At 56.0% G+C, this 11544-nt stretch carries 11 protein-coding genes; 5 read left to right on the top strand and 6 right to left on the bottom strand.

The window, feature by feature from the left end; genetic code table 11:
• Window positions 1-48: 48 nt before the first annotated feature.
• Entirely contained in the window at window positions 49-657 is a 609-nt protein-coding gene (gene ybjG / locus INT84_RS02970) for an undecaprenyl-diphosphate phosphatase (RefSeq protein ID WP_194206100.1), read from the top strand.
• 53 nt (window positions 658-710) lie between these two features.
• Entirely contained in the window at window positions 711-1469 is a 759-nt protein-coding gene (gene deoR, locus INT84_RS02965) for a DNA-binding transcriptional repressor DeoR (RefSeq protein WP_194205558.1), read from the top strand.
• Between the two features lies 1 nt (window position 1470).
• Here deoR and dacC read toward each other — a convergent pair whose 3' ends face one another.
• Entirely contained in the window at window positions 1471-2673 is a 1203-nt protein-coding gene (gene dacC / locus INT84_RS02960) for a serine-type D-Ala-D-Ala carboxypeptidase (RefSeq protein WP_176920745.1), read from the bottom strand.
• Window positions 2674-2916: 243 nt separating this feature from the next.
• Here dacC and INT84_RS02955 point away from each other — a divergent pair, with 243 nt between their 5' ends.
• Window positions 2917-3543, top strand: a complete 627-nt coding sequence (locus tag INT84_RS02955) for a glutathione S-transferase family protein (RefSeq protein WP_194205557.1) — start codon at window positions 2917-2919, stop codon at window positions 3541-3543.
• 19 nt (window positions 3544-3562) lie between these two features.
• Here the strand turns inward: INT84_RS02955 and INT84_RS02950 are convergent, their stop codons facing one another.
• Complete coding sequence (locus INT84_RS02950; RefSeq protein ID WP_194205556.1) at window positions 3563-4675, bottom strand: PQQ-dependent sugar dehydrogenase; 1113 nt, start codon at window positions 4673-4675, stop codon at window positions 3563-3565.
• Window positions 4676-4783: 108 nt separating this feature from the next.
• Entirely contained in the window at window positions 4784-5167 is a 384-nt protein-coding gene (locus INT84_RS02945; RefSeq protein ID WP_176920582.1) for a biofilm formation regulator BssR, read from the bottom strand.
• Window positions 5168-5366: 199 nt separating this feature from the next.
• On the opposite strand from INT84_RS02945, the gene rimO reads away from it, so the two are divergent.
• The gene (gene rimO / locus INT84_RS02940; protein WP_194205555.1) at window positions 5367-6680 is read left to right on the top strand and encodes a 30S ribosomal protein S12 methylthiotransferase RimO; all 1314 of its coding nucleotides are present in this window, start codon (window positions 5367-5369) and stop codon (window positions 6678-6680) included.
• Between the two features lie 90 nt (window positions 6681-6770).
• Entirely contained in the window at window positions 6771-7745 is a 975-nt protein-coding gene (locus INT84_RS02935) for an SMI1/KNR4 family protein (RefSeq protein WP_194205554.1), read from the top strand.
• Between the two features lie 330 nt (window positions 7746-8075).
• On the opposite strand, the gene gsiD is transcribed toward INT84_RS02935, so the two are convergent.
• The 3 genes from gsiD to gsiB form a co-directional block, all read right to left on the bottom strand.
• Window positions 8076-8987, bottom strand: coding sequence for a glutathione ABC transporter permease GsiD (gene gsiD / locus INT84_RS02930; protein ID WP_194205553.1), 912 nt, complete (start codon window positions 8985-8987; stop codon window positions 8076-8078).
• Window positions 8988-9908 (bottom strand): glutathione ABC transporter permease GsiC, encoded by a 921-nt coding sequence (gene gsiC / locus INT84_RS02925; protein ID WP_176920574.1) that lies wholly within the window; start codon window positions 9906-9908, stop codon window positions 8988-8990.
• Window positions 9909-9974: 66 nt separating this feature from the next.
• Window positions 9975-11516 carry a glutathione ABC transporter substrate-binding protein GsiB gene (gsiB, locus tag INT84_RS02920; RefSeq protein ID WP_194205552.1) on the bottom strand — a complete coding sequence of 514 codons (1542 nt, stop codon included), beginning with the start codon at window positions 11514-11516 and terminating at the stop codon, window positions 9975-9977.
• Between the last annotated feature and the right edge of the window lie 28 nt (window positions 11517-11544).

Below are 11544 nucleotides of genomic sequence, written 5' to 3'. Positions count from 1 at the left end.
GGTTAGCGCCGTACCGGAGCCGCCCACTTACGCATGAGTATGGAATGTATGCTGGAAAATATTAACTACGCCCTGTTTTACGTCATCAACGCCACCCCTGATTCTGCGCAATGGAGTCTTACCCTCGCCCGGATGATTGCTGACGATCTGATCAAAATCGTGCCGCTGATGGCGGTTGCGCTCTGGCTATGGGGACCGCGCGAGCAGCTCTGCGCGCAGCGCAAACTGGTGATTAAAGTGACGCTGGCGATGGCCGTGAGCCTGACTGTCTCCTGGCTTATCGGGGCGCTTTTCCCTCACGAGCGCCCTTTTGCGGCAGGCGTCGGCTATAACTTCCTCATGCACAAAGCGAATAACGCCTTCCCCAGCAACCACGGGACGATTGCCTTTACTTTCGCGCTGGCGTTCCTTTTCTGGCACCGCCTGTGGTCGGGGGCGGTCCTGCTGGTGATGGCCTGCGCTATCGCCTGGTCACGCGTTTATCTTGGCGTACACTGGCCGCTGGATATGCTGGGCGGGTTGCTGGCGGCCATCACCGGCTGTCTGGCCGCGCAGATGCTCTGGCTGATGGCAGGCAACGCGATCTATCAGCGGCTACAGCAGTTATATCGTCTCTGCTTCTCAATGCCTATCCGTAAAGGGTGGGTGCGTGACTAGTCGCCTGCGGGCAGGTAATATTGCTGGCTTATAACAAGACCTGCCGGGGATTTATGGAAACGCGACGCGACGAACGGATTGGCAAACTGATCCATGCGCTGAAACGCAGCGATAAACTGCATCTGAAAGAGGCAGCCGCTCTGCTCGATGTGTCAGAAATGACGGTTCGTCGCGATCTGAACAGCCACGGCGGACCGGTGGTGTTACTCGGCGGCTATGTGGTGCTTGAGCCGCGCGGGGCCAGCCACTATCTGATAAGCGATCAAAAAACGCGGCTGGTTGAGGAGAAGCGTAAAGCAGCCCGCCTCGCCGCCAGCCTGCTCAAGCCACATCAAATGGCCTTTTTTGACTGCGGCACCACCACGCCGTGGGTTATCGACGCTATCAGCGATGAACTTCCCTTTACCGGCGTCTGCTACTCGCTCAATACCTTTCTTGCCCTACAGGAAAAACCGCTGTGCCGGGTGATCCTCTGCGGCGGTGAGTTTCACGCCAGCAACGCTATTTTCAAGCCGTTGACCCTTCAGGAAACGCTGGGCCATCTTAGCCCGGATGTCGCCTTTTATTCCGCGGCAGGCGTCGATCCGCAGCACGGCGCAACCTGTTTTAATCTTGATGAACTGCCGGTGAAACAGTGGGCGATGCGCCATGCGCGCTATCATGTGCTGGTGGTCGATCACAGTAAATTTGGTAAAGTCCGTCCGGCGCGGATGGGAGAATTGACCTGCTTTGACGCCATCGTCAGCGACAGTCGTCCGGATGAGGAACTGACTGCGCTGGCAAAAGCGCAGTCCATCGATCTGCTTTACTGAATCAGGAGAACCAGCCGCCAAACCACTCGTGGAATTTCATTAACACGTAATCCCACATACGGCTGAAGAACCCGCCCTCTTCCACCGCTTCCATCACAATCAGCGGACGCTGCTCAATGGTTTTATTATTAAGCTGGAAGTCGATGGTGCCCACCACCTGTCCCTTCGCCAGGGGTGCCGTGAGCTGCGGCTGATTGAGGTTGTAGCTGGCCTTGAGGTTTTTAAGCTGCCCGCGAGGAATAGTGACCGAGCCCGCCTCACCGGCACCCAGCTTCGCTTCGCTGGTATTGCCGAACCAGACGCGCTGATTGACGAAAGCGGCATTTGGTTTGATTGGCGTGACGGTTTCATAAAAACGGAAGCCCCAGCTCAGCAGCTTTTCCGATTCATTAAAACGAATGCGGTCCGTTTTGGTGCCCAGCACCACGGAAATCAGGCGCATATCGCCCTGAGTAGCAGACGCGACCAGATTATACCCTGCACCAGCGGTAGTACCGGTTTTTACCCCGTCGGCATTGATACTGGTGCTCCACAGCAGCCGATTACGGTTAGGCTGGCGGATTTTATTGAAGGTGTACTCTTTCTCTTTGTGGACAGCGTACTCTTCCGGCACATCGTGGATCATCGCTTTGGTCAGCAGCGCCATATCGCGCGCGGTGCTGAACTGCCCCGGCGCATCCAGGCCGTGTACCGTCTTAAAGGTGGTATTAGTCAACCCAAGTTTCTGCGCATAAGTGTTCATCAGGCTGATAAACGCGTCCTGACTGCCCGCCACATGGTCAGCAATGGCGATGCTGGCATCATTACCGGACTGGATGATGACCCCTTTGTTCAGGTCCTCAACCGATACCTGATCGCCGGGTTTCAGGAACATCAGCGACGACCCACGCAGCGCCGGGTTGCCGGTCGCCCAGGCATCTTTACCAATAGTGACCATATCGGTCAGCTTGATTTTGCCCGCTTTCAGCGCCTGCCCGGTCACGTAACTGGTCATAATTTTCGTTAAGCTCGCCGGATCAAGCTGCTGATCGGCATTGCTCTCGGCGAGCACTTTACCGCTGGCGTAATCTATTAATATCCACGCACGCGCGTCAAGAGTCGGCGCAGCGGGGAGCTGTTCAGCGGCCTGGAGCGCAGGTGAAACGAGAAGTAACAGAGTCGAGCCAGCCATAAGGCCGCGAAGAGAAAAAGCGGAACGCGTCATAAATGCCACCCAAATGTCCTTTTAAAATCACGACAACATAACATGCTGTAACACCTGCCGGGGAGTAACTTACAAACTTATGCAAGCATACCCTGAGAGGGTGCGGTTTTAAAAGCTTACGCAATCTCGCCTGGTCGTGCCGAAGCGAGTACGATTTTTTTGATCCCGGTTGCCTGAATGTTTACTTTATTTCAACATCATCCATAACATACTCGATTCACATCCACTTAAAGGCAGGTTTCTATGATTACGCTATGGGGCAGAAATAATTCGACCAACGTTAAAAAAGTGCGCCTGACGCTGGAGGAGCTGGAGCTTCCCTACCAGCAAATTCTTGCCGGGCTGGAGTATGGCCTTAATCACGACGCCGAGTATCTGGCGATGAATCCCAATGGTCTCGTCCCACTGTTACGCGATGATGAAACTGACCTGGTGTTGTGGGAATCTAACAGTATTGTCCGCTACCTGGCCGCGCAATACGGGCAAAACCGTCTGTGGCTCGACGCGCCTGCCGAAAGGGCGCAGGGAGATAAATGGATGGACTGGGCCAACGGCACGCTCTCGCCAGCGCATCGGGTGATCCTGATGGGGCTGGTCAGAACGCCGCCGGAGAAGCGCGATCACAGGGCCATCGAAGAGGGAATCAAGACCTGTGAAACGCTTTTTACCCTGCTGGATGATGCGCTGGCGACGCAGCCGTGGCTGTCGGGCCAACAGTTCGGTCTCGGGGATATCGCCGTCGGGCCGTTCGTCTACAATCTGTTTAACGCCGTCGAGCAGTGGCAGCCGCATCCTCACCTTGAGCGCTGGTATCAGCAGCTTGCTGAACGCCAGGCCTGGCGGGACGTGGTGATGATCCCGGTCACCTGATGTGCGACGCTGCCCCGTCTTAACCGGCGGGGCTGACCTTCAGTAACTCACCTTCCGACTCGTCAGTCAGCACATACAGGTAGCCGTCCGGCCCGACGCGAACGTCGCGAATACGCTGCTTTTTATCGCCGAGAATGCGGCCGTCTTCGGTCACTTTATTACCGTTGACGCTCATCACAATCACATCCTGATCCTTCAGCGCGCCGATAAACACTTTGTTTTTCCACTGCGGGAAGGTGTCGGCGTTATAAAACGCCATGCCGCTAATGGCAGGCGATTTTTTCCAGTAATAGACAGGCTGCTCCGTCCCCGCCACTATTTCGCCCTTCGCTTCCGGAATGGCTAAACCGCTATAGTTAATTCCCCAGGTTGCCAGCGGCCAGCCGTAGTTTTTGCCTTTTTCGGGAATGTTGATTTCATCGCCGCCGCGCGGGCCGTGTTCATTCAGCCACAGCGTATTACTCCAGGGGTTCATCGCCATGCCCTGCGGGTTGCGGATACCGTATGACCAGATTTCCGGGCGTGCGCCCGCTTTGTTGACGAAAGGATTGTCGTCAGGGATTTTGCCCTGATCGGTCAGACGTACCACTTTACCCTGCAATTTATCGAGATCCTGGGCGGTTGGCCGCTGGTTATTCTCGCCCAGTCCGATATAGAGGTAGCCTTTGCCGTCAAAGACCAGGCGGCCGCCAAAGTGGTTGCCGGTGGAGAGTTTAGGCATCTGGCGGAAAACCACCTGGAAACTCTCCAGCCGCGTTAAATCATCATTGAGACGCCCATAGCCCACGACCGTTCCCGCTTTGCCGTCTTTTCCCGCTTCGGCGTAGCTCAGCCAGACGCGGCGAGAATCGGCAAAATCGGGAGCCAGCGCCACATCCAGCAGCCCGCCCTGCCCGTTAGCCCACACGCGAGGCACGCCGGTGATCGGATCGGAAAGCCCCTTACCCGGCTGCCAGTGCAGAAGCTGTCCGCCCCGCTGGGTGATCAGGATGCCGCCGTTGTCCGGCAAAAATGCCATCGCCCACGGGTGATCCAGCTTATTCTGTAAGATCTCTACCTTCAGCGGTTCGGCATACAGAGGTGTAAGAAAGAACAGTGAACTGAGAGTAAAAAAGGTCGCAAGTGGTCGCATAGCGGGCTCCTTTCAGGCGTTATCTCATAAGGTTAGCCAGCAGTGCCGGCGATGCGGGCACTTTTACAAAAACTTAATGAAAACGGGGGAGCAGCCTCCCCCGGAGGGTTACGCCTCGGTAAGCGGCGTCGTATTGCGCAGGCAGTGAATGCTGTGGGTTAAGGTACTCAGGCAGCTTCCCAGCTTGTGAGTATCAACAGTCACGTACTGGGGGCTATCGTGATGACCGCTCATCAGGCACACGGCGGCTTTGGCGATAGATTCCCCTGCGTGACGCAGCGCCTCAAATTCCTGTGGAGCGCAATTTCTCTTTAGTTGCGGCGCGTTTTGCCGCAGTTCGGCACAAAGCGTAAACAGGTGGTCGCGTAAAGCCTGGCTTTCGCTCACCGTCATATAGCCTTTTGCCTTCCGCAGTTGCAGATAAGCATCAATGTCAACACGAGCATCAATGAGCTTATTCAGCAGGTTGTGATGAAGTCTGTCGAATGACATGCTTTTTCCCTCCTGTGTCAGCTATCGGCACTGTATATGATATGACTATTTTTTGTACAAAATGGTGCGCAAGGTCAATAAACCGCCATATCAGTTCTTCTTTTCATCCCCGATCCGCAAAAACTTCCAGTAGAGACTCTCTGCAAAGGCGTGTAAAATCGCCCGGTTTTTTTACTGTTTACTTTGTGAGCGTACTAGCATGCAACAACCGCGTATCGGCTTTGTCTCTCTTGGCTGCCCAAAAAACCTTGTCGATTCTGAACGCATCCTGACCGAGCTGCGCACTGAAGGCTATGATGTCGTTCCCCGTTATGACGATGCCGACATGGTGATCGTCAATACCTGTGGGTTTATCGACAGCGCCGTACAGGAGTCGCTGGAAGCCATCGGCGAAGCGCTGAATGAAAATGGCAAAGTGATTGTCACCGGCTGCCTGGGAGCCAAAGAGGATCAGATCCGCGAAGTGCACCCTAAGGTTCTGGAGATCACCGGGCCACACAGCTATGAGCAGGTACTGGAACACGTTCACCACTATGTCCCGAAACCGAAGCATAATCCGTTCCTGAGCCTGGTGCCGGAACAGGGCGTGAAGCTGACGCCGCGTCACTACGCCTACCTGAAAATTTCTGAAGGCTGCAACCATCGCTGCACCTTCTGCATTATCCCGTCCATGCGCGGCGATCTGATTAGTCGTCCAATCGGCGACGTGTTAAGCGAAGCCAAACGTCTGGTGGATGCGGGTGTTAAAGAGATCCTCGTTATTTCTCAGGACACGTCGGCCTATGGCGTGGACGTGAAGCACCGTACCGGCTTCCACAACGGCGAGCCGGTTAAAACCAGCATGGTCAGCCTGTGCGAGCAGCTGTCGAAACTCGGCATCTGGACGCGTCTGCATTACGTCTATCCATATCCGCACGTCGACGACGTGATCCCGCTCATGGCGGAGGGCAAAATCCTGCCGTATCTGGATATTCCGCTCCAGCACGCCAGCCCGCGCATTCTTAAGCTAATGAAACGGCCAGGCTCCGTCGACCGCCAGCTGGCGCGCATTAAGCAGTGGCGTGAAATCTGTCCAGAACTGACCCTGCGCTCAACCTTCATCGTCGGCTTCCCCGGCGAAACGGAAGAGGATTTCCAGATGCTGCTGGATTTCCTGAAAGAAGCGCGGCTGGATCGCGTGGGCTGCTTCAAATACAGCCCGGTCGAAGGCGCAGGCGCAAACGACCTGCCGGATCAGGTGCCTGAAGAGGTAAAAGAAGAGCGCTGGAACCGCTTTATGCAGCTACAGCAGGAGATCTCCGCCAGCCGTCTGCAAGAGAAAATCGGCCGGGAAATCCTCGTCATTATTGATGAAGTGGATGAAGAAGGCGCGATTGGCCGCAGTATGGCCGATGCACCAGAAATCGACGGCGCGGTTTATCTCAACGGTGAGACCAACGTCAAGCCGGGCGACGTCGTGCGGGTGAAAGTCGAAAACGCTGACGAATATGATTTGTGGGGAAGTCGGGTGTAATTTACAGCGCCGTTTACGGACGGCGCTCTTCCGCTTAACCTATTCAATGTTACAGTGCTTTTTTCTCGTTAGCGAAAAGGAAGTGCTTTAATGACTGCACCCTTCTTTAAGAACCTCGATCTGACCGAATTCTGGGAAGACAGCGATTATGCGCGCAAAGAATATATCAGCGCCCCACCTGACGATGTACTCATTCGCGAACTGGAGCTGGAGCTGGGTTATCGCTTACCGGCCTCCTATATCTGGCTGATGAAGCAGCAAAATGGCGGCATCCCGCGCAACCTGAATTTCCCCACCAGTGAACCGACAAGCTGGGCGGAAGATCATATCGCTATCACCGGCATTATGGGCATTGGCCGGGAAAAGGCGAACTCATTGGGCGGCGCTTTTGGTAGCCGCTTCTGGATAGCAGAGTGGGAATACCCGAATATTGGTATCGCTATCTGCGACTGTCCTTCCGCGGGCCATGATATGGTTTTTCTTGATTATCGCGAGTGCGGACCTGAAGGCGAGCCTGCCGTGGTGCATGTCGATCAGGAAGACGATTTTCGCATAACGCACCTGGCGGATAATTTCGAAAGTTTTATTTGCGGGCTGGTGAATGACGAGGTTTATGATACCTCTGCCGAAGATAAACAGGCGGATCTGGAGATGGCACGGCACGGCGCGTTTTCCGCCACCCTCGCCGATCTCTGCTCCCGCGCGGATAGCGCGCTGAACATCGAACAGGCCATTCGTGAAATCGCCCGCCAGATCGTTGAAGAAAAAGGCTTCTTCGCGCTTCACGCCGACGAGCGTTCCTACCTGCTTTACGATATCCAGTTCTGGCTGTATACCAACACTCATCCGCAGGTGACCCATGCAGACTATCTACAAGCTTACCCGAATATCATTGCTTTCGGAGGCGCATTTAGCACCGGCGGCTATGCACCAGGTTTTATTGAAGAGTGGCTGAAAGCGCGGATCGAGCAGAGGGAGATTGAGGTACACAACGGCGTACTGTCGTTGACGACGCAGGCAAAGGCCACGCTGATGGAAAAAGTTAACGTCGCCATATCCGGCTAAATGCCGGGTGGCGCTGCGCTTACCCGGCCTACATTTTGAAGGTTGATATCATTCCGTAGGCCCGTGCAAGCGAATGCGCCGCCGGGCAAAACTGGCACAGAGTCGTAGCCATCATGCCGGGTGGCGCTGCGCTTACCCAGCCTACATTTTCGAAGGTTGATAACATTCCGTAGGCCCGTGCAAGCGAATGCGCCGCCGGGCAAAACTGGCACAGAGTCTCAGCCATCATGCCGGGTGGCGCTGCGCCTGACCCGGCCTACAAACGTCCTCAGACCAGCACAGCGTACATCAGGTCCTTGAGGCAAACAAAGGTCGGATAACATGAAGCCGTCAACCCTTAATCTTCGGATCCAGCGCATCCCGTAGTCCATCCCCCAGCAGGTTGAACGCCAGCACCGTCAGAAAAATAGCGATTGCCGGAAACAACGCCACATGCGGAGCCATTACCATGTCGGCGCGGGCCTCGTTGAGCATCGCGCCCCACTCCGGCGTCGGCGGCTGTGCGCCCAGGCCAAGGAAGGATAGGCTCGCGGCGGAGATGATCGACGTACCGATGCGCATGGTGAAATAAACCACAATCGACGACACCGTCCCCGGCAGGATATGGCTGAACAGAATCGTCATGTCGCTGGCACCAATGCTGCGGGCAGATTCGATAAAGGTCTGATGCTTGAGCACCAGCGTATTGCCGCGTACCAGTCGGGCAAAGGCGGGAACCGAGAAAATGGCAACCGCGATAATCACGTTCGCCATACCGCTTCCCATCACCGCCACCACCGCAATCGCCAGCAGAATACCGGGGAAGGCAAACAGCACGTCGCAGATGCGCATGATGATACGATCCCACCACCCTTCGTAATAGCCCGCCAGCAGACCGAGCACCGTTCCGATCAGCGCACCGATCAGGACCGCGAACACTCCTGCTGCCAGCGAAATCTGCGCGCCGACCAGCACCCGGCTGAAAATATCGCGCCCCAGCGAATCAACGCCGAACCAGTGCAATGCGGAAGGTCCGGCATTCAGCCGGTCGTAATCAAAGTAGTTCTCCGCATCAAAAGGAGCAATCCACGGCGCGATGGCCGCGACCACAATCAGCAGCAGGACGAAGATCCCGGCGGCAATCGCCAGCGGCTGGCGACGAAATCGACGCCAGAATTCGTGCCACGGCGTGCGCACCCGGTCGGGTTTAACGCCAGGCATGGCATCCATAATGGCCTGACGCCGCCAGTTTAACAGTCGCACTTATTTGTACCTGATAGCGGGATTAATCGCGGCATAAAGCAGATCCACCATTAAATTGATAAGAATAAATTCCAGGGAAAACAGCAATACTTCCGCCTGAATCACCGGGTAGTCGCGCATCTCCACGGAATCAATCAACAGACGCCCCAGCCCCGGCCAGTTGAAGACTTTTTCCACCACGATGGAGCCGCCGAGCAAAAAGCCGAATTGCAGACCCATCATCGTCACTACCGGGATCATCGCATTACGCAGGCCGTGTTTGAGCACCACCCAGGTTTCACTGACGCCTTTCGCTCTGGCGGTGCGCATATAGTCTTCGTTAAGCACATCGACAAACGAGGCGCGGGTAAAGCGGGCCATTACCGCTGCCACCGCCGCGCCCAGCGTCAGCGAAGGCAGAATATAATGTCGCCAGCTATCCGCACCGACGGTAGGCAACCAGCCGAGTTCAACGGAGAACACCTGCATCAGCAGCATCCCCAGCGCAAACGCCGGAAAGGAGATGCCGGTGACCGCCAGCGTCATACCGATACGATCCGGCCAGCGGTTGCGCCACACGGCCGCGACAATCCCCGCCGCGAGGCCAAACAGCACCGCCCAGGCCATACTCGCCAGCGTCAGCCACAGCGTCGGCATAAAGCGGCTGGCGATCTCCTGCGAGACCGGACGTCGGGAGACCATCGACTGTCCGAAGTCACCCTGAAGGGCGTTGCTAATATAGTGCCAGAACTGAACATGCAACGGCTGGTCCAGCCCTAGTTGCTGACGCACCATACCGATCACCTGGGCATCCGCTTCCGGTCCGGCAATCAACCGGGCCGGATCGCCAGGCAGCAGATGCACGAATAAAAACACCAGCACCGCAACAATCAGCAGCGTTGGGATCAACCCCAGCAGGCGTTTGACGAAATAGTTAAGCATTATTTCACGCCACCCCCATACTGGCTGATGTCAGCCCCCGTCCCTGGGGGCAAAAGGCGGCCAGCCTCACTGCTTGAGGTCCGCATTGTCGAAACTGAAGCCGGTATCCGGCATGATGTAAAATCCGGTCAGCGTTTTGCTGTGGGCGGAGACCAGTTTTTCCACCACCAGCGGCACCCACGGCGACTCTTTCCAGATAGTATCCTGCGCGTCTTTATACAACCGCGTCTTCTCTTCAGCGGAGTTGGTTTTCAGCGCATCGGTCAGATCGCTATCCACCTGCTTATTGCTGTAGAACGCGGTGTTAAACAGCGCTGGCGGCCAGTTTTGCGTCGCGAACAGCGGCGACAGCGCCCAGTCCGCTTCGCCAGTCGAGGCCGACCAGCCGGTATAGAACATGCGCACGCCGCTCTCTTTCTGCCCTTTTCCTTCAACTTCCGCCGCCCGCTGGCCGGCATCCATCGCCGTCACCTGCGCCTTAATGCCAACCTGGGCCAGCTGCTGCTGGGTAAATTGCAGGACTTTTTGCGCAGTGCTGTGGTTATGTGACGACCACAGCGTCGTACTGAAACCGTTGGGATAACCCGCCTCTTTCAGCAGCTCACGCGCTTTCGCCGGATCGTAAGGCCACGGCTTATAACTCTGGGCATTCGCAATCGCAGGCGGCACCACGCCCGTCGCTGGCGTGGCGTAACCGGCGAAGGCCACTTTCACCAGCGCCTGACGGTTAATCGCGTAGTTAATGGCTTCGCGCACTTTCGGGTTGTCGAACGGTTTTTGCGTCACGTTCATACTGATATAACGCTGCATAATCGACGGGCTGGCGACCAGTTCCAGCTTGCTGTTTTTCTCCAGCAGCGGGGCCTGCTCGTAAGGGATCGGGAAGGCAAACTGCGCCTCGCCGGTCTGCAACATGGCGGCGCGGGTATTGTTATCGACCACCGGACGCCAGGTGATAGTATCCAGCTTCGGCAGCCCTTTTTGCCAGTAGTCCGGATTCTTCTTCACCTTCACGAAATCGGTCTGATTCCAGGTCTCCAGCTCATATGGCCCGGTGCCGACCGGATGGAAGCCGATCTCTTTACCGTATTTTTGCAGCGCTGCCGGGGAGATCATCGCCGTGGCCGGATGCGCGAGTACGTTAATAAACGCGGAGAACGGCTGCTTCAGGGTGATTTTCACCGTTGAAGGATCGACCACTTCGGTCTTATCAATGTTTTTATACAGATTAAAACGCTTGAGATGATTTTCCGGGTTGCTGGCGCGATCGAGGTTTTCCTTGACCGCCGCCGCGTCAAACGGCGTACCGTCCTGGAACTTGACGCCCTGGCGTAATTTAACGGTGTACGAAAGGTTATCATCGGAAACGGTATAGCTTTCCGCCAGCACGTTTTGCAGCTTCATGTCCTTATCAAGGCCAAACAATCCCTGATAAAACGACTTTGCCACGGCCTGCGACAGTGTGTCATTCGCATCGTACGGGTCGAGGGTAGTAAAGTTCGACCCTACCGCCACGACGACATCTTTTGCTGCGAATGCCGGTGTTGCCGCCAGCGCGGAAGCGATCCCGGCGGCAATAAGCCATTTACCTGTCATGCGTTGTGTCATGTTATTCTCCTGAGGCCCCTGCCTTATT

This window comes from Superficieibacter sp. 1612_C1, assembly GCF_015234305.1.
Taxonomy (GTDB): Bacteria; Pseudomonadota; Gammaproteobacteria; order Enterobacterales; family Enterobacteriaceae; genus Superficieibacter.
This window is presented reverse-complemented; position numbering and strand designations above follow the sequence as displayed.

Coding starts and splice junctions, on each gene's coding strand:
- INT84_RS02955 (WP_194205557.1), top strand. CDS start 2,917: ATGATTACGCTATGGGGCAGAAATAATTCGACCAACGTTAAAAAAGTG.
- deoR (WP_194205558.1), top strand. CDS start 711: ATGGAAACGCGACGCGACGAACGGATTGGCAAACTGATCCATGCGCTG.
- INT84_RS02945 (WP_176920582.1), bottom strand. CDS start 5,167: ATGTCATTCGACAGACTTCATCACAACCTGCTGAATAAGCTCATTGAT.
- gsiB (WP_194205552.1), bottom strand. CDS start 11,516: ATGACACAACGCATGACAGGTAAATGGCTTATTGCCGCCGGGATCGCT.
- ybjG (WP_194206100.1), top strand. CDS start 49: ATGCTGGAAAATATTAACTACGCCCTGTTTTACGTCATCAACGCCACC.
- INT84_RS02950 (WP_194205556.1), bottom strand. CDS start 4,675: ATGCGACCACTTGCGACCTTTTTTACTCTCAGTTCACTGTTCTTTCTT.
- gsiC (WP_176920574.1), bottom strand. CDS start 9,908: ATGCTTAACTATTTCGTCAAACGCCTGCTGGGGTTGATCCCAACGCTG.
- INT84_RS02935 (WP_194205554.1), top strand. CDS start 6,771: ATGACTGCACCCTTCTTTAAGAACCTCGATCTGACCGAATTCTGGGAA.
- rimO (WP_194205555.1), top strand. CDS start 5,367: ATGCAACAACCGCGTATCGGCTTTGTCTCTCTTGGCTGCCCAAAAAAC.
- dacC (WP_176920745.1), bottom strand. CDS start 2,673: ATGACGCGTTCCGCTTTTTCTCTTCGCGGCCTTATGGCTGGCTCGACT.